Source organism: Streptomyces sp. NPDC039736, assembly GCF_055596485.1.
Genome location: NZ_JBVIUQ010000001.1, coordinates 766959 through 788752 on the forward strand (window position 1 = coordinate 766959; position 21794 = coordinate 788752).

Here is a 21794-nt window from a genome sequence, read left to right on the forward strand (position 1 = left end):
CGGGCACCTGCACGTCCACCGCCTGCGCCACGTCCAGCACCCACCGCGCCGGCACCCGCCCGCCCCCGCTCACCGGCCGTCCGCCGTCCGCACGCTCTCGCCGTGCTCCAGCCGGTGCACGGCCACCTCGGGCGCGAGCACCGCCGCCTTGCGGACGAACTCGGCCCCCGGCGCGTGGAATTCGTGCGGCCGCACCGCGTCGAGACCGATCGGCCAGTACGTCCCGTAGTGCACCGGCACGGCGTGCCGGGGGGCCAGCGCCGCCAGGGCCTGCGCCGCGCGGCCCGCGTCCAGGTGGCCGTGGCCCAGGTTCGGGCCCCAGCCGCCGACCGGGAGCAGCGCCGTGTCGACGGGGCCCACGGCCTCGGCCAGGGAGTCGTACAGGCCCGTGTCCCCCGCGAAGTAGGTCGAGGAGGCGCCCTCGACGACGTAACCGAGCGCCGGGCAGCGGTGCGGGCCGACCGGGAGGCGGCGGCCGTCGTGCTCGGCGTGCACCGCGCGGACGGTGAGCGCCCCGACGCGGACGCCGTCCCGCGCGGACACCTCCACCGTGCGCAGGCGGCGCAGCGCCGGGACCGCGCGCACCGCCCCGCGCGGCACCACCACGAGCGTGCCCGCGGGCAGCCGGGCCAGGGAGGGCAGATGCAGGTGGTCGGAGTGCAGATGGGAGATGAGGACCACGTCGGCGCGGGCGGCGTCGGCGGTCGGCAGCGCGCCCCTGCGCCGCCGCAGGTGCGCGAAGCGGCGCACGAACAGCGGGTCGGTGAGCACGCGCACCCCGGAGTCCTCGACCGTGCAGGTGGCATGACCCCACCAGGTGATGACCGTTCCGGCGCTGCTCACAGTGATGCGCCCTCCCTCCGCGACGTGCGGACCACCCTACGGCGCTCCTTCGGACGCGCCGCGCCACCCGTGCGCTCCTCCTCGCCACCCGGGGGACCGGAGTAGGGTCGGCGGCGACAGCGGCGAAGGGGACGGGTCATGGACGAGTCGCGTACGCACTCCTCGGCGGCGGACACGGCCACGGCGGGCACGGCGGGCGCGGCCGGGTTAGGCACGGCCGCGAATCCGACGGGCACGACCACGGACTCGGCGGCCCCGGCCCCGGCGGAAGCGGCCCCGGTCCCGGCGGAAGCGGCCCCGGTCCCGGGGGAAGCGGCCCCGGCGGCGGGCGCCCCGCCCCGTGCGGACGTCCGGGTCGCCGTCATCGCCAGCCTCACCCCCCTCGAAGAGCTCGACCGCGACCCCTTCCTCGTCGACACCCGCAGCCAGCACGCCATGTGCGCCCGCTGGGCCGCCGACAAGGGGTACGTTGTCACCCGCCAACTCGTCGTGCACGCACTGCCGCACGACCACCGGGCCCTGTGGGCCGACATCGACGCCGGGCACGCCGACTTCTTCGTCACCGCCAACGAACGCGTCCTGGACCGCGCCGTGCGCTCCGTCGCGGACTTCTTCGCCGAGTGCGAGCGGCGCGGCGTCCGGCTGGAGACCGCCGGGCTCGACGAACCCGTCTACAGCGCGGCCATGAAGGCCGGGGTGCACCGCAGGCTGTCCATGCCCACGGCCGGCTATGACGGCTGCTGACGCCCGCACGGGCGGTGCGTCCCGCCGTGACGGGGTCGTACCGGGCGCGGCCCGCCCGCTGTGACAGGCTGGCCGGACAGCAGGGGCCCGAGCAGCACCGGGGGGCCGAGGACGACCGACAGGGGTGGGCGCGGCGTGGTGGCCGAACGGCGTTGGCGAAGAATCGGCTGGCGTGCGGGCGGCACGCTGCTGCGCGTGACCACCGTCTGGGCGGTGTCCACGCTCACCCTGCTGGCGCTCGCCGGAATCCTCCCGGAGTTCCAGCTCCAGGGCGACGACTCGCAGTCCCTGACCGACGTCGCCCTCACGGCCGTGTGGGCGGCCGGTGCGTTCGGGCTGCTGTCCGCGCTGGTGTGGCCCCTCGTGGTGCGCGCGCTGCTCCTCGTGCCGGCGCTCGTGCTGGGGCTGCTGGCCTTCTTCATCAACGGCTCGCTGCTGCTGGCCGCGCTCAGCGTGCTGCCCGAGGGCAACGGGAAGGCCGACCCGGAGACCGCGGTGGTCGTCGCCGCCGTCATGTCCGCCGTCGCCTCGGCCACCTCCACCGCGCTCGCCGTCCGCGACGACGAGGCCTACCGGCGCAGGCTCTCCCGGCTGGCGCTGCGCCGCCGCGGCGGCGGGCGGGACGCCGGGCGGCACGGCATGCCCGGCACCGTCTTCCTCCAGCTCGACGGCCTCGGCCACGACACGCTCAAGCGGGCCCTCGACCGGGGGCTGATGCCGACCGTCGCCGCCCTGGTCGAGGGCGCCCTGCCCAGCCACCGGCTCACCGCCTGGCGCACCGACTGGTCCAGCCAGACCGGCGCCAGCCAGCTCGGCATCCTGCACGGCACCAACCACGACGTGCCCGCCTTCCGCTGGTACGAGAAGGAGACCGGGCGCACCATGGTGTGCTCCAGCCCGGCCAGCACCGCCGAGCTCCAGCACCGGGCGATCGAACGCACCGGTGACGGCGGCCTGCTCACCTACGACGGCGCCAGCCGCGGCAACCTCTTCTCCGGCGGCGCCGACCAGCTCGCCCTGGTCCTGTCCATCGCCGCCCGCCGCGGCCCCAGCAACCGCTCCCGCGCCGGGTACTTCGCGTACTTCTCCGACCCCGCCAACGCCGTCCGCACCGCCATGTCCTTCGTCACCGAGGTCTGCCGCGAGATCCACTCCTCCGTCCGCTCGCGGCTGCGCAAGGAGAGCCCGCGCGTCGGGCGCGGCGGCCTCTACCCCTTCATCCGGGCCTTCGCCACGGTCGTCCAGCGCGACGTCGTGGTCGCCGCCGTCATAGGGGACGTCCTCTCCGGCCGCACCGCCGTCTACGCCGACCTCGTCTCGTACGACGAGGTGGCCCACCACTCCGGGCCGCGCAGCCGGGACGCCGACGCGATCCTGCGCCGCCTCGACCGTTCGCTCGCACTGATCGCCGGGGTCGCCGAACACGCCCCGCGCGCCTACCGGATCGTGCTGCTCTCCGACCACGGCCAGAGCCCCGGCGAGACCTTCGAGGCCCGCTTCGGCCTGACCCTGCGCGACTACGTGCGCGCGAGCTGCGGGCTGCCCGTCCCGCGCCGCGCCCAGCGCACCAGGAGCGGCGCCGAGGCCCGCGACGCCGTCCGTACGGTGCTGCACCGGCCGGTCGACCTCAACGAGGCGGCGCTCTCCCGCCCCGCCGGGTCGGACGACTCCGACCCGATCGTGCTCGCCTCCGGCAACCTCGGCCTGATCAGCTTCCCCGACATCGAGGGGCGTGCCTCCCGCGAGGAGATCGACCGCCGCCACCCCGCCCTGCTGCGCATGCTGGCCGGTCATCCGGGCGTCGGCTTCCTGCTCGTACGGAGCGAGGAGCACGGGGCGGTGGTGCTCGGCGGGCACGGCGCGGAGGTCCCGCTGGCCGAACTGCGCGACGGCGAGGGCCCGCTGACGCCCTTCGGCGAGGGCGCGGCCGACACGATCCGGCGCACCGACGCCTTCCCGCACGCCGCCGACATCATGGTCAACTCCTCGTACGACCCGGAGACCGGCCGGGTGCACGCCTTCGAGGCGCAGATCGGCTCGCACGGCGGCCTCGGCGGCGAACAGTCGCGCCCCTTCCTGCTGTGGCCGCTCGCCCTGTCGCAGCCCGCCCCCGAGGGGGCCGAGCTCGTCGGCGCGGAAGCCCTCCACCAGGTCTTCCGCCGCTGGCTGCGTGAATGCCAGGGGCCCCAGGTGCCCGTCGGCACCGCGCAGGAATCCCGGCCCGAAGCGGAAGCGGAAGAAGTTTTTCCGGTGGCAAGCCGTGCCGTACAGGATGAAAAGGCGTGATTTTGCGCATGCTTCCCCGTACCCGACCATGGGCGTCGCCCGGCGACCCTGGGCACTTCGTACGGCGAGAGGCACCACCCCATGCACGACACCGGAACCGCTCCCCAGTCGGATCCGGCTGAGCACCCCGAAGGACACAGCAAGCACGCGCGGCGCTTCGGCCTGCCGGCCGCCACGACGCTGGTCATGGGCAACATCATCGGCGGCGGGATCTTCCTGCTGCCGGCGTCCGTGGCCCCCTTCGGCACCATCAGCCTCCTCGCGTTCGGCCTGCTGACCCTCGGGGCGATCTGCCTCGCGCTGGTCTTCGGCAAGCTCGCCCACCAGCACCCGCGGACGGGCGGTCCGTACGTCTACGCCCGCGAGGCCTTCGGCGACTTCGCCGGTTTCCTCTCCGCCTGGAGCTACTGGATCACCGCCTGGGTGTCGAACGCGGCGCTCGCCGTCGCGGCCGTCGGCTACCTCGACGTGCTCGTCCCGCTCGGCGACTCCAAGTTCGCCATGATGCTGGCCGCGCTGGTCGTCCAATGGCTGCCGGCGGCCGCCAACTTCGCCGGCACGCGGTACGTGGGCGCGGTGCAGGTCGTCGCGACGGTGCTCAAGTTCGCCCCGCTGCTGCTGGTCGCGGTGGGCGGCCTCTTCACCTTCTCCGCCGACAACCTCGGCCCGTTCCGGGCCGACGGTTCCGGCGCGGTCGGCGCGGTCTCCGCGTCCGCCGCGATCCTGCTCTTCTCCTACCTGGGCGTCGAGTCGGCCGCCGTCAGCGCCGGCGAGGTGCGCGACCCGCGGCGCAACGTCGGCCGCGCCACCGTCCTCGGCACCCTCGGCGCGGCCTTCGTCTACCTGCTCGGCACGCTGTCGGTCTTCGGCAACGTCCCGCACGACCGGCTCGTCGACTCCGGCGCGCCCTTCTCGGACGCCGTCAACCACATGTTCGGCGGCACCTGGGGCGGCACGGTCGTGGCCTGCGCCGCCGTGATCTCCATCCTCGGCGCGCTCAACGGATGGACGCTGCTCAGCGCGCAGACCCCGTACGCGGCCGCCAAGGACGGGCTCTTCCCGTCCGTCTTCGCCACGAAGAAGCGCGGGGTGCCGACCGTCGGCGTGCTCGTGACGGTGGTCCTGGCGTCGCTGCTGACCGTCTACAACTACACGGCGGGCTCGGACGGCGTCTTCGAGATCCTGGTGCTGGTCACCACGTTCACGGCGACGGTCCCGTACCTGCTCGCCACCGCCGCCCAGTTGTACTTCCTCATCTCCGGGCAGTCCGGGCGGGTCGACCGCGGGCGGCTGGTGCGGGACGGCGTACTCGCCGCGCTGGCCACGGGCTTCTCGATGTGGCTGGTCGCCGGGTCCGGGTACGCGGCGGTCTACCAGGGAGTCCTCTTCCTGTTCGTGGGCGTGGTCGTGTACGCCGTCATGTCGGCGCGCAGGAAGCGGGCGGCTGCCGCCTGACGGGCGCTTAATTCGGATGCGGACCGATGTCCGGTACGCCCATGATGGCGCGTACCGGACATTCGTTCACCCCCGTATCCCCTTTGCTGTGAAGGACCCGTCGCGTGCAGGCTGCCGTCACCGTCACTCCCGCCCGGATGCCCGAGCTGCTGCTCGGCCTGGCGACCGTCCGGCCCGTCTTCCTGTGGGGCGCGCCCGGCATCGGCAAGTCCTCGCTGGTGCGGAAGTTCGCGGACTCGCTGGGCCTGGAGTGCGTGAGCCTGCTCGGTACGCAGCTGGCGCCCGAGGACCTCATCGGGGTGCCGCAGATCCGGGACGGGCGGTCCGTGTTCTGCCCGCCGGAGGCGATCGCGCGGGACGAGCCGTACTGCCTGTTCCTGGACGAGCTGAACGCGGCGACGCCCGACGTCCAGAAGGCCTTCTACTCGCTCATCCTCGACCGCCGGATCGGCTCCTACGAGCTGCCCGCCGGGTCGATCGTCATCGGGGCGGGCAACCGGTCCTCCGACAACGCGCTGGCCCGTCCGATCGCGTCCGCGCTGGTCAACCGGCTCACCCATGTGCACCTGCGGGCCTCGGCGACGGACTGGCTGGTGTGGGCGGGGGAGAACGGGATCCACCCGTGGGTGGTCGACTACCTGGGCGACAGGCCCGACCACCTGTGGTCGCCCGCGCCGAAGACCGAGGAACCCTTCTCCACGCCGCGCTCCTGGCACATGCTCTCCGACGCGCTGCACTCCTTCGGGCCGTCCCTGGACGAGGAGACGCTGAAGGTCGTCGCCCACGGGACGCTGACGCCGGCGCACGCGGTGTCCTTCTGCGGGTATGCGAAGATCGTCCGTCATGCGTACGGGCTCGACGCGATCCTCAAGGGGGACGCGTCGTGGCCGAACCGGCTGGAGGACCGCGACCTCCTGTACTACCTGGCGGAGGCCTTCCGGGGACGGCTGGCGAAGGAGCTGCCCGCGGAGCGGGCGCATGTGTCGCCGAGCATGCAGCAGACCGCCTACCGGGCGAAGTCGCTGCTGGTGCAGTTGGCGGAGATCTCGGTGGAGGTCGCGCAGACGGTCATCGCGGAGGACGACTCGGGCCAGCCGGTGCTTCCGCCGTGGTTCCTGGTCGAGGCGGCCCGCGACATGCCACGGCTGGTGGAGGCACGCAGGTGAGGGGCGGGGACGGGGGCGGGGGCGTGCGCGGGGGTGCGGTACGGGCAACCCCCGCAGCCCCTTGGCCGTCGCAGCCGCCCCCCGCTCCCCGCCCCTGACCGCCCCGCGCCTCAGCCGCCCCCAAGGAGCCCCGTGCCGAACGGGAAGAAGCAGAAGAACGATCCCGCCGCCGAGGCCTTCGCCGCCGGCCTCGCTCTCGTCAAGCGCAACCCGGCCCTCGCCGCCGTCTCCGCCACCGTCTGCCGCGCCGAGAAGTGCACCCAGGTGTCGTACGACGGCCTCGTCTCCGTCGACTCCAACGGCACCCTGCACGCCCACCCCAAGCACCGCGCCGACCCCCGCGACTGGGCCTGGGCCCTCGCCCACGCCCTCCTCCACCTGGGCTTCGGCCACGTCCCCGCCCACAAGGGCGACCGGCCCCGGCCCACCCCCGCCCAGCTCGCCGCCCGCTGCACCGTCGTGAACCGGTTCCTGACCGGCTCGCCCGTGGGCCGCGCCCCGGACGGCCTGGCCGCCTCCTACCCCGGCAGCGACGAGGAGGAGCTCGCCGCCCGCTGGCACCGCGACGGCATCCCGGAGCGCTTCCGGTACGGCGGGACCAACGGCAGCGAGCCCGACCAGGTCCTCCTGCCGTGGAACTTCTGGGGGGAGCCCGTCCCCGACCACCAGCTCGCCTTCGCGCACGCCCTCACCCGCACCGTCTCCGCCGCCATGGACGTCGCGGGCGGCCGCCGCGACACCCTGACCGGGGCGCGGCGGAGCCAGCACCCCTGGGACCGCGCGCTCAACTGGTTCGTGTCCTCCTACCCGCTGCTCGGCGGCATCGCGGCGGGCCTGAAGGTCGTCGCCGACGCCGAGCTGGCCCGTACGCACGACATCTCCGTCGCCGCCGTCGACGCCACCGCCGGGGAGATCTACGTCAACCCGCTGCGGCGCTTCGACGACGAGGAGTGGCGCTTCGTCCTCGCGCACGAGATGCTGCACGCCGCCCTGCGGCACGGCGAGCGCGCCGGAGGGCGGGATCCGTACCTCTTCAACGTCGCCGCGGACTACGTCGTCAACGGGTGGCTGGTCGAGATGCGGGTCGGCGAGATGCCCGAGGGGCTGTTGTACGACGCCGCGCTGAAGGGGCTGTCGACCGAGGAGGTGTACGACCGCATCGCCACCGACCTGCGGCGGCAGCGGAGGCTCGCCACCCTGCGCGGGAAGGGCCGCGGCGACATCCTGGACCGCCCCATCGGGCAGGTCCGCGACTACGTCGACCTCGACGAGTTCTACCGGCGCGGCCTGACCAGGGGCTTCGACCTGCACGCGTACGGAGAGCGGGGGCTGCTGCCCGCCGGGCTGGTGGAGGAGATCAAGGCGCTCAGCCACCCGCCCGTGCCGTGGGACGCCCGGCTGGCGCGCTGGTTCGACGAGTTCGTGCCCCGGCCGCAGGCCCTGCGGACGTACTCCCGGCCGTCGCGGCGGCAGGCCTCCACCCCCGGCATTCCGCGCGCCGGGCGGTACTTCCCGCCCGAGGAGACCGCCCGCTGCACCTTCGGCGTCGTCCTCGACACGTCCGGGTCGATGGACCGCACGCTGCTCGGCAAGGCCCTGGGCGCGATCGCCTCGTACGCCGAGGCCCGCGACGTACCGGCCGCGCGCGTCGTGTTCTGCGACGCCGCGCCGTACGACGCGGGCTATCTGCCGCCCACCGGGATCGCGGGCCGGGTGAAGGTGCGCGGGCGCGGCGGGACCGCGCTCCAGCCGGGCATCGACCTGCTGCTGCGGGCCGACGACTTCCCGGCGTCGGCGCCGCTGCTGGTCATCACGGACGGGTGGACCGACGTCCTGCGGATCAGGCGCGAGCACGCGTTCCTGATCCCGCAGGGCGCGTCGCTGCCGTTCACCGCGCGCGGCCCGGTCTTCCGGGTGAGGTAGCCGGCGCGCGTCCCCTTGCGAGGCCTCCGCCGCCGCGGACGGCTCGGGCGGCCGACGCTACGGAGCGGCCCGCTCCCGCAGGTGGGCGACGGTGTCCGGGTCCGCCGGGAGCATCGTCTCGATGGCCAGCTCGGCGACCGTCACGTCCATGGGCGTGTTGAAGGTGGAGATCGACGACACGAAGGACAGCACCCGCCCCTCGTGCTCGATCCGCAGCGGCAGCGCGAAGTGCGCCTCGGGCGCCTGCGCCTCCCGGTCCGCCCCGTCGTGGGCCGGCGGCAGCGGATACCCCGCGACCTCGTCGTACAGCTCGCGCAGCGGGGCCGACCTGAGCAGGGCTATCTGCCGTTCCATCTGGTGCAGCAGGTGCCCGCGCCACTGGGGCAGGTTGCGGATGCGCGGGGCCAGGCCCTCCGGATGCAGGGCCAGGCGCATCGCGTTCGGGCTCGCGAGGAGGTGGGGGGCGACGCCCCTGAGGAGCGCCTGGATGCCGCTGTTGGCGGCGATGACGTTGTACGTCCCGTCCACGACCACCGCCGGGTACGGCTCGTACCCCCGCAGCAGTTGGTCGATCCCGGCGCGCAGCGCGCCCATCGAGGGGTCGTCGAGCGGGGTCTCCGTGAACTGCGGGGCGTAACCGGCCGCCAGCAGCAGGTCGTTGCGGTCGCGCACCGGCACGTTCAGGTGCTCGGCGAGCCGCAGCACCATCTCGGCGCTGGGCCGCGCGCGCCCCGTCTCGATGAAGCTGATGTGCCGGGCCGAGGAGTCGGCCCGCAGCGCCAGCTCCAGTTGGCTGAGCCGCCGCGTCTCGCGCCAGTGGCGCAGCAGGACGCCGACTCCGGTGTCGGTGCTGAGGGTTGTCATGCAGACGAAGGTAACCGAGGCCGGGCGCCTGCCTCCGGGGCCGGGACGGTGGGAAGCTGGTCCGTACCCCGTGAGCGGGGCAGCCGAGGAACGAAGGGAGACCGGCCATGGCCACGGAGCCGTTGTCGCAGAAGGAGATCGAGGACCGGTTGCGGGAGCTTCCCGGCTGGGCGCTGGAGGAGGACCGGATCGCCCGGACGTACCGGCTGGGCTCGCACCTCGCGGCGGCCGCGATGGTCGTCCATGTGGCGCAGATCCAGGACGAGCTGGACCACCACGCGGAGCTGGTGCTCGGCCACCGCACGCTGGCGCTGTCGGTGAACACCCACAGCGCGGGGGAGGCCGTGACCGAGAAGGACTTCCACCTGGCCCGGCGGGTGGAGGAGATCGCGGCGGGGCACGGGGCGGACTAGGTCCGCGGCGCGCCGAAGCCCGGTCTGCGCGAGGAGGCCAGCCAGCGCGTGTAGCTCGCGCTGCGGGATATCGCCTCCTGGTAGGCCACGCCCGTGTACCCGGACACCGCCTTCGCCGCCTCCGCGGCGGGGGCGCCCGGGTGCCAGCCCAGCAGGTGCCGCCAGGCCAGGGGCGCCCCGGCCAGCGGACGGGTGACGACGCCCGGCGTCGGCGGGAAGGTGGCCCGGCACAGCCCCACCGCCCGCCCCACCTGCACCAGGTGCACACAGGACGCCGTGTCGGTCTCGTACACCTGCGTCGGTGCGAATCCCGCTCCGGAGCACGCGGCCGTGAAACAGTCCGCGAAACAGCCCTCGCCGGGCACGTCCGTCCAGCACTCGCCGGAAAGCTGGGACAGTTCGAGCTCGGACTGTCCCACCAGCGGATGGCTCTCGGGCAGCATCACGAAGACCGGATCGACGCCCACGACCTCCCAGTGCAGCCGGTCCTGCGCGGGCGGACGGCTCTCGCCGCACGTGCCGATCAGCGCGAAGTCGAGCCGTCCCTCGATGAGCATGCCGCTGATCTCCGCCACCGACCAGGTGGTGTGCGTCGTCACGGGCACCCCGGGCCGCGCCGTGACCAGCCGGTCCACCAGCCCGCCCAGCAGGGGGCCGTGCGTGGCGCCGATCCGGAAACGGTCCAGGTTCGCCCAGGTATTGGCGAAGCGGACCGCGTCCTCCTGGAGTTCCCGCACGGCCGGGAGGAGCACGCGGGCCCGCTCCAGGACCAGTTCGCCGAGCGGGGTCGGCCGGGAACCCGTGTGGTCGCGGTCGAACAGCGGCCCGCCCAGGGCCCGTTCGATGCGCCGGAGCTGGGTGCTCAGCGCGGGCTGCGCGAGCCCGAGCGCGGCCGCGGCCTTCGTCAGGGACCCGGCGTCGGCAATGGCCCGTACGGTCCGCAGGTGACGCAACTCCAGCTCCATACCGGCAAGTTATGGGCCCGGGTTACCCCCGGCAAGAGACGTGCGGAACTTCTGTGGAACTCCGTTGCCGGCCGGGACGCGGACCGCCGCCGCCCCGGAGCCGTGCGGGGGCGGCGAGACCGCCCCCGCCGCCCCCGGGGCAGGGGCGGAAGGGGCGGCCGGTGGCGCGGTCGCGGTCAGGGGGCGGTCGGCCAGGTGGTAACCGTGAAGGTGCGGAAGTCGCGCGGGGCCCGGCCCAGCACCCTCCGCACCCCCTCCGTCGTCGACGCGTTGTGCCCGTCCAGAAGCCCCCCGAACAGCCCCGCCAGCCACTGCGCCTCTCCGGCCGGAAGCCCGTGGCCCTGGAGGGCGGAGGCGTACTCCGGCACGGTGACCGGCACGTAGCGCACCTCCCGGCCCGTCGCCCGGGACAGCTCCGCCGCCACCTCCGCGAAGGTCAGCAGCCGCGGGCCGGTCAGCTCGTACACCTCGCCCCCGTGCCCCGGCGCGACCAGCGTCTCCACGACCGCGTCCGCCAGGTCCTCCGCGTCCACCCACGGCTCCGCCGTGTCCCCGGCGGGGAAGGCGATCTCGCCGGCCGCGACCCCTTCGGCCAGTGCCCCCTCGCTGAAGTTCTGCGCGAAGAAGGCGGCCCGGACCACCGTCAGGCCCGAGGGGTCGCCCCAGGCCTCCCGGAGCGCATTCTCCGCCCGGACCGCCTCCGGCTCGCCCCGGCCCGAGAGGACGACCAGCCGCCGCACGCCCTGCTCCCCGGCCGCCAGGCCGAAGCCGTGCATCGCCGCCACCGCGCCCGGCGCCGCCAGGTCCGGGTAGTACGTCACGTACGCCGCGTCCGCGCCCGCCAGCGCCGGACCCCAGGTCTTCTCGTCCTCCCAGTCGAAGGGGACCGCGCCGGTGCGGGACCCGGCCCGCACGTCGAGGCCGCGCGCCGTCAGCCGCTCCGCGACCCGGCGCCCCGTCTTGCCGGAGGCCGCCGTCACCAACACCGTGTTCACGTTCTCGTTCGTCGTCATGGCCCAAGCCTCGCGCCGCCGAGCTGGACGGAACATGCTCGACAGGCTCATGCGCATACGCGTACGTCCAACCTCCGCCCCTATGGCTAGGGTTGCGGACATGGACGCTCTCGCCGGCCTGCTCGACGGGCCCCGGGCCCGCGGCGCCTTCCTCCTGCGGGCCGTGCTCGACCCGCCCTGGTCGATCCGCATCGAGGACCGGGCCCCGCTCACCCTGATGTGCATGACGCGCTCGACCGCCTGGGTCATGCCGGACAGCGGTGACGCCGTGCTGCTGCGCCCCGGTGACCTGGCCATCGCGCGCGGCCCCGATCCGTACACCTGCGCGGACACTCCCGCGAGCCCGGTCCGGGCGCGGATCGGGCCCGGCGGGGTGTGCAGCACGCGGTTCGGGGCGCCGCTCGCGGAGTCCATGCAACTGGGGGTGCGGACCTGGGGCGACCGGGCCGACGGCGAGACCGTGATGCTGATCGGGACGTACCAACTGGGCGGCGAGGTCGGGCAGCGGCTGCTGGACGCCCTGCCGCCGCTCGCGTACCTGCCCGCCGAGGTGTGGCGCTGCCCGCTGCTGCCGGTGCTGGAGGAGGAGATCAGCCGGGACGAGCCCGGGCAGAGCGTGTATCTGGACCGGCTGCTGGACCTGCTGCTGATCGCCTCGCTGCGGGCCTGGTTCTCCCGGCCGGAGGCCGAGGCGCCCGCGTGGTACCGGGCGATGGGGGACCCCGTCGTCGGGCAGGCGCTGCGGCTCATGCAGAACGAACCCGCCCGGCCGTGGACCGTCGCCTCCCTCGCGGGCGAGGCCGGCGTCTCCCGGGCCGGACTGGCCCGCCGGTTCACCGGGTTGGTGGGGGAGCCCCCGATGGCGTACCTCACTGGATGGCGGCTCAGTCTCGCCGCCGATCTGCTGCGGACCACGGACGCGACGGTGGAGGCGGTGGCCAGGAAGGTCGGCTACAGCGGGTCGTTCGCGTTGAGCGCCGCCTTCAAGCGGGTGCGCGGCGTCAGCCCGCAACAGCACCGGAGATCCGCTGCGAGCTGACGTCACGTCATGAGCGCACCGGGGATTATGGCTTGGGGAGCCCGCAGCCCGGCCGGTTCAGGTCGATCTTGCTGCCCGCGGTGATGCACGGAACCATGTTGTACGTCTGCTGGCCGTAGTTGATGCCCCGGCGGACCGTCACCCGCCCGGCCTCGTCGACCTCGCACGGGTTGTTGTCCGTGCAGCGCCCGCCGTCCTCGTTGCCGGTGTTGTTCACCGCGACGACCTTGCCCGTGTTGGTGTCGAGCACCGGGGAGCCGGAGGTGCCGCCGATGGTCTGGCAGGCGGAGGTGTAACGCACCGAGTCCTTCCAGGTCCAGGACCCTTCTTTCAGCCGGTACGCGAAGCCGTCGATGTTGCAGCCGTACGTCTTCTTCCAGTACCCGGAGACCACCGTGATGGCGGTGCCCTGCGCCGGGCGGGCCGCGCTGAGCTCCAGCGCCTTGATCCCGTACTGGTTCTGTATCTGTGCGTACGTGCTGGTGAGCTGGTACAGCGAGACGTCCGTGTCGGTCATCGTGCCGTACGCGATCTTGCTGGCCCGCAGGGTGCCGACCTTCTGGGCCGCGCCGTTGAGCAGCGAGAAGGTGCGGGACGAGGCCCTGTTGACGACGACCTGGCCGGGAGCCGGGAAACCGGTCTCCAGGCAGTGGCCGTTGGACATCACCAGGGCCGGGTCGTTCGGCTGCGAGGCGGCTGTGCGCACGACCGAACCGGAACAGTTGCTCAGCGCGACCGTTCCGGCGAAGTCAACCGCCTTGACCTTGGCTCCTGTTGACGCCTCGGCCGTGGCCGGCGCCGCGTCCTGGCCGGTGGCCGCGAACGCGGGTGCCACGCCCGCCCCGACGAGCAGGGTGGCGAGAAAAGCGCCGACGAGAGGCTTCTTCATGTGGGGGTCCCCTCCGTGCCTGTATGACCGGACCGAGCGGCCCGGTTTGTCATGGGCATTGTTCGGGGATTCCACAGGGCGGACAAGAGGGCCTCTGTGAGGCTGCTGTGCGTGTTGCGGCACGCGAGGTGAAGGTCTCGTCGTGCCGCAACAGGCCCGCCCCGCCCCTACCGCGTACGCGCGGGCTCCGGCAGGCGGCAGCCGCGCCGGTCCAGGTCCACCTGGCTGTCGCGCCCGACGCAGGCGGCGATGCCGTACGTCTGCTGGGCGTAGTTGATGCCCTGACGCACCGTCACCTTCCCTCGCCTGTCGACCTCGCACGGGTTGTTGACCGTGCAGCGCTCACCGTCCTCGTTGCCGGTGTTGTTCACCGCGACCACCTTGCCGGTGCGGTTGTCGATCACCGGGGAGCCGGAGGTGCCGCCGATGGTCCGGCAGCCGGAGGTGTAGCGGACGGAGTCCTTCCAGGTCCACTCGCCCTCCTTGAGCCGGTACGCGAAGCCGTCGACGTCGCAGCCGTACGTCTTCTTCCAGTACCCGGAGACCACCGTGATCGCGCGGCCCTCGCGCGGGTGCTGCGTGCTCAGCCGGAGCGGCTTGATCCCGTACTTCCGCTGGATCTGCCCGTAGCTCTCGGTGAGCCGGTAGAGCGCGATGTCCGTGTCGGTCATCGTCGCGTACGCCAGCTTGCTCGCGGTGAGCGTGGCGACCTTCTCCGCCTTGGCGTTCAACAGCGCGAACGTGCGCTTCGACGGCAGGTCCAGGACGACCTCGCCCGCGCCGGGCATGTCCTGCTCGGTGATGCAGTGCCCGTTGGACAGGACCAGCGCCGGATCGTCCGGCCGGGACTGCGGCAGGCGGACCACGGAGCCCGAACAGTTGCTGAGCGCGACGGTCCCGGCGAAGTCGACCGGCGCGGGCCGGTGCCGGGCCGTCGGGCGATCGGCGGCCCGGTCCGTGGCGGCGACCGCGGGCGCCGCACCGGCTCCCAGGAGAGCCAGGGCGAGCAGTGCACCGAGGCAAGGCTTTCTCATGCGCGTTCCCCTCCAGCGACGAATGTCAGGGGCATTCTTGGAGGGTCCGCCCGCGCCGGGCAAGGGCCCTGCCCGAAAGGAGCCGTCGTCCGAGCCGCCAACAGCCGTACTCCGCCCATCAGTTGGCCGGTACGGGCTCCACCTGCCACCACTGGAACGGCGAGTCGGTGTCCTCCCACTGCTGCACCCGCCCGCCGTCGGCCGTGCTGCGCTCCGCGACCTCCAGCAGCAGCCCACTGATCCAGCTCACCAGGCTCACCCGCCCCGGCGCGTCCGGGTGCCGCTCGACGATCCACTCCTGCGCGCCGAAGTTGTTCGCCGACCACTGCTGGATCCGCACGCCGTTCTCCAGCTTGGCGCCCGCGACGTCGAGCCGCTTGCCGCTGGCCGCGTTCACCACGTGGTGCAGCCCGCTGCCCTCGTGCACCGGGGTCAGCGTCCACCGCTGGGCGTCGGACCCGCTGTCCCTGCCCTGCTGAACGGGCGCGCCACTGCCCTTCGCGCCGCCGCGCACCTCCAGGAGCAGCCCGCTGCCGACGTTGCGCAGGAGGCAGTCGGCCGGCGAGGAGGCGCCCGACGAGGGGCTGAGCGCGGTCGGGGTGGGACGAACCATGCCTGGGAGTGTACGACGGCCCTCGTACGGTCACCGTTCTCCCCCCGGCGCGGTCGCCGCCCCCGCAGCGGCTCGGCACGAGTGCGGGCGGCGCGGTCCGCATGTCCGGAGCACAACTGAACCGCCCCCGGCCCGCATCAGCGGACCGGAGGCGGTGACCTGCGTCGACGGGCCCCGCGACGGGGCCCGGGGGGCGAGGGGCCGGGCGACGGCACTCGGGCGTCGACAGCCCCCCGGCGGGCTCAGGCGCCGAAGACCGCCGGGTCCGAGCCCAGGCGCTTGCCCTCGTCCAGGGCGGCGAGGGCCGCCATGTCGTCGGCGTCCAGCTCGAAGTCGAAGACGTCGATGTTCTCCGCGATCCGCGAGGGGGTCACGGACTTCGGGATCACCACGTTGCCCAGCTGGAGGTGCCAGCGCAGGACCGCCTGGGCCGGGGTCTTGCCGTGCTTGCGGGCGACCGCGACGACGGTCGGGACCTCCAGGAGGCCCTTGCCCTGGCCGAGCGGCGACCAGGCCTCGGTCGTGATGCCGTGCTCCTGGTGGAAGGCGCGCGACTCGCCCTGCTGGAGCTGGGGGTGCAGTTCGATCTGGTTGACCGCCGGGACGACCGAGGTCTCGGCGAGCAGCGTCTTCAGGTGCTCCGGCAGGAAGTTCGAGACGCCGATGGCCTTGGCGCGCCCATCGGCGAGGATCTTCTCGAAGGCCTTGAAGGTGTCCACGAAGGCGCCCCGCTGGGCGACCGGCCAGTGGATCAGGTACAGGTCGACGTAGTCCAGGCCCAGCTTGCCGAGCGACTCGTCGAAGGCGCGCAGGGCGGAGTCGTACCCCTGCTTGTCGTTCCACAGCTTGGTCGTGACGAACAGCTCGTCACGGGCGATCCCGGAGGAGGCGAGCGCACGGCCCGTGCCCTCCTCGTTGCCGTAGATCGCGGCGGTGTCGATGCTCCGGTAACCGGCTTCCAGAGCCGTGCTCACCGCTGCCGTGGCCTCGTCGTCCGGCACCTGCCAGACGCCGAACCCGAGCTGCGGCATTTCGACGCCGTTGTTGAGGGTCAGGGAGGGGACCTTGCTCACGAGGAAACTTTTCCTTACGTCGTCGGGGGGCTTCTCCGTGGTCAACGATCATCGCCGGGCGGGCATTCCCGCTCTGGTCGTCCCGGTCCGGCCGATTGTCGCCACACGATGGCTTTTCTCCAGCAATATAGCGATCATCCACATATGGGCACTGAAAATCGTACGTTCGACGAGCTGGTCGCCGAGGCAGCCGCCGTGCCCGTCGACGGCTGGGACTTCTCCTGGCTGGAGGGCCGCGCCACCGAGCAGCGGCCCTCCTGGGGATACCAGAGGCAGATGAGTGCGCGCCTGGCCACCGCGTCCGCCGCCCTGGACATCCAGACCGGCGGCGGCGAGGTCCTCGCCGGGGCGCCGAAGCTGCCCCCGGTGATGGTCGCCACCGAGTCCTGGCCGCCGAACGTGGCCAAGGCCACCCGCCTCCTGCATCCCCTGGGCGCGGTCGTCGTCGCCGACCCGGACGAGCCCCCGCTGCCCTTCGCGGACGGCGCGTTCGACCTGGTCACCAGCCGCCACCCGGTGAAGGCGTGGTGGCAGGAGATCGCCCGGGTACTGGCCCCCGGGGGCACGTACCTCTCCCAGCACGTCGGCCCCGCCAGCGTCTTCGAGGTCGTCGAGTTCTTCCTGGGCCCGCAGCCCGAGGCACGCCTGGGGCGCCGCCCGGAGACCGCGCGCGAGGAGGCGGAGGCAGCCGGCCTGGAGGTCGTCGACCTGCGGTCGGAGTCGCTCCGTACGGAGTTCTTCGACATCGGGGCGGTGGTCTACTTCCTGCGCAAGGTGATCTGGATGGTGCCCGGCTTCACGGTCGAGAAGTACCGGGACCGGCTGCGGGAGATGGACGCGCTGATCCGCCACGACGGCTCCTTCGTGGCGCACACGGCACGCTTCCTGATCGAGGCCCGCAAGCCCGCGTGAGGAACGGCGGGTGAGGGACGGCCCCCGGGAGGCCGCCCCTCACCCCCTCACCTCTGCCCGGACGGGGCACGCCCACGACAGGCGCACGCCCGGTGCGCCCGTTGTCCAGGTGTCCCGTTGTCCAGGACACCTGGACATCCAGGGCATCTAGGACAGGGGCACCAGGCCCAGGTGCTCCTGGCCCCACAGGTCCTCGGTCCCGTCCGGGAGCACCAGCACCCGGTCCGGCCGCAGCGCCTCGATCGCGCCCTCGTCGTGCGTGACCATCACGATCGCGCCGGGGTACGCGTCCACCGCCCCCAGCACCTCGCCGCGCGACGCCGGGTCGAGGTTGTTGGTCGGCTCGTCGAGCAGCAGCACATTGGCCCCCGAGTGCACCAGCCCCGCGAGCGCCAGACGCGTCTTCTCACCGCCCGACAGCACCCCGGCCGGCTTGTCGGCGTCGTCCCCGGTGAACAGGAACGCCCCGAGCACCCGCCGGGCCTCGCCGTCGTCCAGGTGCGGGGCCGCGGACGCGAGGTTCTCCCGTACGGTACGGGCCGCCGCCAGCGTGTCGTGCTCCTGCGCGAAGTACCCGAGCCGCAGGCCGTGCCCGTGCACGACGCGCCCCGAGTCCGGGCTCACCTGCCCGGCGAGCACCTTCAGCAGGGTGGTCTTGCCGGCCCCGTTGAGCCCGAGCACGACGAGCCGGCTGCCCCGGTCCACGGCGAGGTCGACCCCGCGCAGGACCTCCCGGCCGCCGTACGCCTTCGTCAGGCTGATCGCCCCCAGCGGCGTCCGCCCGCACGGCACGGGCTCGGGCAGCCGGATGCGGGCGACCTTCTCGGTGCGCCGCACGGGGGCCAGACCGGTGAGGAGCCTGTCGGCGCGCCGGGCCATGTTCTTGGCGGCGACGGCGGTGGAGACGCGCGCCCGCATCCGGTCGGCCTGGGTGTGCAGGGCGGCCGCCTTGCGCTCGGCGGCGGCCCGCTCGCGGGCCCGTCGGCGCTCCTCGGCGTCGCGGGCGGCGAGGTAGGTGTGCCAGGGGGTGTTGTGCACGTCGAGCGCACCGCGCGCGGGGTCGAGATGGAACACCCGGTTGACGGTCTCGGCCAGCAGCCCGACGTCATGGCTGATGATGACGACGCCGCCCCGGTAGGAGTGCAGGAAGGCCCGCAGCCAGGCCACGGAGTCGGCGTCGAGGTGGTTCGTCGGTTCGTCGAGCAGCAGGGTGTCGTGGTCGGCGAACAGGATCCTGGCCAGTTCCACCCGCCGTTTCTGGCCGCCGGACAGCTCGCCGACGGGCCGGTCCAGGGCGTCGCCGGGCAGCCCCACCCCGGCCGCGACCCGGGCGGCCTCGGCCTCGGCGGCGTATCCGCCGCGGGCCTGGAAGTCGGCCTCGGCGCGGGTGTAGGCGGCCATGGCCCGCCGCACCTGCGCGGGGCCGCCGGCCTGGGCCATGGCGACTTCGGCGGCCCGCAGCTCCCGGGTCGCGCGGTCCAGCCCGCGCGCGGACAGGATGCGCTCGCCGACGGGCACGGCGGGGTCGGCGGCCCGCGAGTCCTGGGCCAGGTACCCGAGGGAGCCGGTGCGCTCGACGCTGCCGACGGCGGGCGGGGCCGGGGCGGCCAGGGTGTTGAGCAGGCTGGTCTTGCCGGCGCCGTTGCGGCCGACGAGGCCGACGCGGTCGCCGGGGGAGAGGTGGAAGGAGACGTCGGACAGGAGGAGTCGGGCGCCGACGCAGACGTCGACACCGCGGACGGTGATCATGGAATTACGCTCCGGAAAAGCGAGAGGACACACGGGTGGCGTGGAAGGGGGTCCTCAGCTAAGAAACACGGGGCGTAGACATGCTCCCGAGCCTAAACGCAACGCCCGCTCCCGGGCGACCGACTTTTCCGCGCGGCCGGCTGCGACGCGCCTGCACGTTCCCCACCCTTCAGGGGCGCGGGGAACTGCGCGAACAACCACGACGCGCCCGCACGTTTCCCACCGGGGGTGGTGCCCCGTCAGGGGCGCGGGGAACTGCGCGACCAGCCACGACGCTCCTGCACGGGACCGTGCACTGGCCGCGCGGCGAGCGCTTTAGGGAGAGGGGCGGGTCCGGGGCCTCTCCTGCCCGAGCCGGGCGGGGCTGTGCGTCCGGTACGGGGCTGGGGTCGCGGCCCTTGCAGAGGAGCTTGCCCGGCACGGGCGCTTAACCAGGGGCGGCACCCGGGTGAGCCGGGAGCGGGAGGGGCCGCCCCCTTGCCCGCCCGTTCCGCCCCCTTGGGGCGGCCCCGTCGCCCAAGGGGGCGGGGGAAGCGGGAAAGGCGGCCCCGTCGCCCAAGGGGGCTGGGGGAGGGGGAAGGGCGGCCCCGTCGCCCAAGGGGGCTCGGGGTGAAGCCCAAGGGAGCGGGGGGAAGGGGAGCGTGGCCCAAGGGGGAAGGGGAGCGTGGTCCGAAGGGGGCGGTCGAGCGGGGCCCCTCATCGGTAGAGGGCGGCGACCTCCGCCCCGTACGCCTCCTCGATCGCCTTCCGCTTCAACTTCAACGACGGCGTCAGCAACCCCCGCTCCTCCGTGAACTGGTGCGCCAGTATCCGAAAGGTCCGGATCGACTCCGCCTGCGAGACCAGCGTGTTGGCCGCCACCACCGCTCTGCGCACCTCCGTCTCCAGCTCCGGGTCCCGCACCAGGTCCTTGGGCTCCATCGGCGGCCGCCCGTGCATCGCCAGCCAGTGCTCGACCGCCTCCAGGTCCAGCGTCACCAGCGCCGCGATGTACGGCCGGTCGTTGCCGACGACGATGCACTGCGCGACCAGCGGATGCGCCCGCACCCGCTCCTCAAGACCCGTCGGCGACACGCTCTTGCCGCCCGAGGTCACCAGGATCTCCTTCTTCCGCCCGGTGATCGTCAGGTAGCCGTCCGCGTCCAGCGAGCCGATGTCCCCGGTGGACAGCCACCCGTCGTGCAGGACGGCCCGGCTGGCGGCGGCGTCGTTCAGGTAGCCCGCGAAGACGTGGCCGCCGTGCAGCCACACCTCCCCGTCGTCCGCGATGTGCACGGTGGTACCGGGCAGCGGCAGCCCCACCGTTCCGAACCGCGTCCGCTCCGGCGGGTTCGCCGTCGCGGCCGCCGTGGACTCCGTCAGCCCGTATCCCTCGTAGATGGTGACGCCCGCCCCCGCGAAGAACAGGCCGAGCCGCCGTTCCATCGCCGATCCGCCCGACATCGCGTGCCGCACCCGCCCGCCCAGCGCCTCGCGCACCTTCCCGTACACGAGCTTGTCGTAGAGCTGGTGCTGCATCCGCAACGAGGCCGAAGGGCCGGGCCCGGTCCCGAACGCCCGCTGCTCCAGCGCCTCCGCGTACCGCACCGCCAGTTCGACCGCCCTGTCGAAGACGGCGGCCTTGCCCGCGGCCTCCGCCCTGCGCCGGGCCGCGTGGTGGACCTTCTCGAAGATGTAGGGGACCGCCAGGACGAACGTGGGCCGGAAGGCCGCCAGATCCGGCAGCAACTCGGCCGCCGCCATGACAGGCTGGTGCCCGATCTTCACCCTTCCCCGGATCGCCGCCACCTCCACCATCCGCCCGAAGACGTGCGCCAGCGGGAGGAACAGCAGCGTCGACGCCTCGTCGCCGGGCGCGGAGCGGAACACCGGCTCCCAGCGCGCGATCACGGTGTCCGCCTCGGTCATGAAGTTCGCGTGCGTCAGGACGCAGCCCTTGGGACGCCCGGTGGTGCCCGAGGTGTAGATGACCGTCGCCACCGACTCCGGGGTGACCGCCCGCCGGTGCCGGTGCACCACGTCGTCGTCCACCTGCGCCCCGGAGGCCACCACCTCCGCCACCCCGCCCGCGTCGAGCTGCCACAGCCGGGACAGCCGGGGCAGCCGGTCGATCACCGAGGCCACGGTCATCGCGTGGTCCTCGTGCTCCACCACGCACGCCACCACCTCGGAGTCGTGCAGCGTCCAGAAGACCTGCTCGGTGGAGGCCGTCGGATACACCGGCACCGGCTGCGCCCCGACCGCCCACAGGGCGAAGTCGAAGAGCGTCCACTCGTAGCGCGTACGGGAGACGATGGCGACCCGGTCGCCGAACCGCACGCCCTGGGCCAGCAGCCCCTTCGCCAGCGCCATCACCTCGTCGCGGAACTGCGCCGCGGTGACGTCCCGCCAGTGACCGTCCGCGTCCTTGCGGCCGAGTGCGACCCGGTGCGGGTCCTCGTCCGCGTTGCGGAACACCGCGTCCGCCAGTCCGCCGGCCCGAGGGGGCGCGGCCAGGGGTGGGACAGTGAACTCGCGCAATGTCCTGGCTCCTTGAGGCGCTCCGCACAGCGCCGGTGACGGTACCCCAATACCGCCCCCCGCGGGAGGGGGCGAGAGCCGCTGCCGGAAACTGCGATCGGGACATCGGTACAGGTCACAGGCCCCCCGGGCGACCCCATCGGAGGGCTCGGACCGTGACCTTACTTCCGGGTAAGTCGGGCTCGGGAAATCTCCACGGAATCTGTACGCGGAGGCCACCGCGCGCCTACGGGCGTACGCCCGGGGCGCGCGCATCTGCACGGCCGCACGCCCCGCAGGAGCTCCGGCCCACA

18 protein-coding genes are annotated in these 21794 nt (G+C 73.4%); 8 read left to right on the forward strand and 10 right to left on the reverse strand.

What is annotated here, in order from left to right; all coding sequences use genetic code 11:
• Positions 1-69 precede the first annotated feature (69 nt).
• Complete coding sequence (locus tag ACZ56L_RS03265; protein WP_468684369.1) at positions 70-843, reverse strand: MBL fold metallo-hydrolase; 774 nt, start codon at positions 841-843, stop codon at positions 70-72.
• 363 nt (positions 844-1206) lie between these two features.
• Between ACZ56L_RS03265 and ACZ56L_RS03270 the strand changes: the two genes are divergently transcribed.
• The 5 genes from ACZ56L_RS03270 (at position 1207) to ACZ56L_RS03290 (ending at position 8417) form a co-directional block, all read left to right on the forward strand.
• Complete coding sequence (locus ACZ56L_RS03270) at positions 1207-1587, forward strand: hypothetical protein (RefSeq protein WP_468685024.1); 381 nt, start codon at positions 1207-1209, stop codon at positions 1585-1587.
• Between the two features lie 138 nt (positions 1588-1725).
• Entirely contained in the window at positions 1726-3873 is a 2148-nt protein-coding gene (locus tag ACZ56L_RS03275; protein WP_471060966.1) for a phage holin family protein, read from the forward strand.
• Positions 3874-3954: 81 nt separating this feature from the next.
• A complete protein-coding gene (locus ACZ56L_RS03280) occupies positions 3955-5328 on the forward strand; it encodes an amino acid permease (protein WP_345218437.1) in 1374 nt (457 codons plus the stop codon).
• A 104-nt stretch (positions 5329-5432) separates the two neighbouring features.
• On the forward strand, positions 5433-6494 hold the full coding sequence (locus ACZ56L_RS03285) for an ATP-binding protein (RefSeq protein WP_345218439.1): 1062 nt from the start codon (positions 5433-5435) through the stop codon (positions 6492-6494).
• 132 nt (positions 6495-6626) lie between these two features.
• Positions 6627-8417, forward strand: coding sequence for a vWA domain-containing protein (locus ACZ56L_RS03290; protein ID WP_471060970.1), 1791 nt, complete (start codon positions 6627-6629; stop codon positions 8415-8417).
• Positions 8418-8474: 57 nt separating this feature from the next.
• On the opposite strand, the gene ACZ56L_RS03295 is transcribed toward ACZ56L_RS03290, so the two are convergent.
• Positions 8475-9281: a helix-turn-helix domain-containing protein gene (locus ACZ56L_RS03295; RefSeq protein WP_401759120.1), complete on the reverse strand. Its 807-nt coding sequence runs from the start codon at positions 9279-9281 to the stop codon at positions 8475-8477.
• Between the two features lie 107 nt (positions 9282-9388).
• Here ACZ56L_RS03295 and ACZ56L_RS03300 point away from each other — a divergent pair, with 107 nt between their 5' ends.
• Positions 9389-9694 (forward strand): 4a-hydroxytetrahydrobiopterin dehydratase, encoded by a 306-nt coding sequence (locus tag ACZ56L_RS03300; RefSeq protein ID WP_401759123.1) that lies wholly within the window; start codon positions 9389-9391, stop codon positions 9692-9694.
• Here the strand turns inward: ACZ56L_RS03300 and ACZ56L_RS03305 are convergent.
• Both ACZ56L_RS03305 and ACZ56L_RS03310 read right to left on the reverse strand, forming a co-directional pair.
• On the reverse strand, positions 9691-10659 hold the full coding sequence (locus ACZ56L_RS03305; protein WP_345218445.1) for a LysR family transcriptional regulator: 969 nt from the start codon (positions 10657-10659) through the stop codon (positions 9691-9693). The genes ACZ56L_RS03300 and ACZ56L_RS03305 overlap by 4 nt on opposite strands.
• Positions 10660-10835: 176 nt before the next feature.
• Complete coding sequence (locus ACZ56L_RS03310; protein ID WP_471060974.1) at positions 10836-11672, reverse strand: Rossmann-fold NAD(P)-binding domain-containing protein; 837 nt, start codon at positions 11670-11672, stop codon at positions 10836-10838.
• A gap of 100 nt (positions 11673-11772) precedes the next feature.
• Between ACZ56L_RS03310 and ACZ56L_RS03315 the strand changes: the two genes are divergently transcribed.
• Positions 11773-12711, forward strand: coding sequence for an AraC family transcriptional regulator (locus ACZ56L_RS03315; protein WP_471060977.1), 939 nt, complete (start codon positions 11773-11775; stop codon positions 12709-12711).
• 25 nt (positions 12712-12736) lie between these two features.
• On the opposite strand, the gene ACZ56L_RS03320 is transcribed toward ACZ56L_RS03315, so the two are convergent.
• The 4 genes from ACZ56L_RS03320 to ACZ56L_RS03335 all read right to left on the reverse strand — a co-directional run bounded on the left by ACZ56L_RS03320 (position 12737) and on the right by ACZ56L_RS03335 (position 16320).
• Positions 12737-13600 (reverse strand): trypsin-like serine peptidase, encoded by an 864-nt coding sequence (locus tag ACZ56L_RS03320; protein ID WP_345218451.1) that lies wholly within the window; start codon positions 13598-13600, stop codon positions 12737-12739.
• Between the two features lie 167 nt (positions 13601-13767).
• Positions 13768-14634, reverse strand: coding sequence for a trypsin-like serine peptidase (locus ACZ56L_RS03325; RefSeq protein ID WP_468684396.1), 867 nt, complete (start codon positions 14632-14634; stop codon positions 13768-13770).
• Positions 14635-14752: 118 nt separating this feature from the next.
• Positions 14753-15247, reverse strand: coding sequence for an RICIN domain-containing protein (locus ACZ56L_RS03330; protein WP_345218455.1), 495 nt, complete (start codon positions 15245-15247; stop codon positions 14753-14755).
• A 242-nt stretch (positions 15248-15489) separates the two neighbouring features.
• Positions 15490-16320, reverse strand: a complete 831-nt coding sequence (locus ACZ56L_RS03335) for an aldo/keto reductase (protein WP_345218457.1) — start codon at positions 16318-16320, stop codon at positions 15490-15492.
• Between the two features lie 144 nt (positions 16321-16464).
• Here ACZ56L_RS03335 and ACZ56L_RS03340 point away from each other — a divergent pair, with 144 nt between their 5' ends.
• Positions 16465-17232, forward strand: coding sequence for a class I SAM-dependent methyltransferase (locus ACZ56L_RS03340; RefSeq protein ID WP_471060982.1), 768 nt, complete (start codon positions 16465-16467; stop codon positions 17230-17232).
• A gap of 147 nt (positions 17233-17379) precedes the next feature.
• Here the strand turns inward: ACZ56L_RS03340 and ACZ56L_RS03345 are convergent, their stop codons facing one another.
• Positions 17380-18981, reverse strand: a complete 1602-nt coding sequence (locus tag ACZ56L_RS03345; RefSeq protein WP_471060985.1) for an ABC-F family ATP-binding cassette domain-containing protein — start codon at positions 18979-18981, stop codon at positions 17380-17382.
• A 696-nt stretch (positions 18982-19677) separates the two neighbouring features.
• Positions 19678-21501: an AMP-dependent synthetase/ligase gene (locus tag ACZ56L_RS03350; protein ID WP_471060988.1), complete on the reverse strand. Its 1824-nt coding sequence runs from the start codon at positions 21499-21501 to the stop codon at positions 19678-19680.
• Positions 21502-21794: the final 293 nt, after the last annotated feature.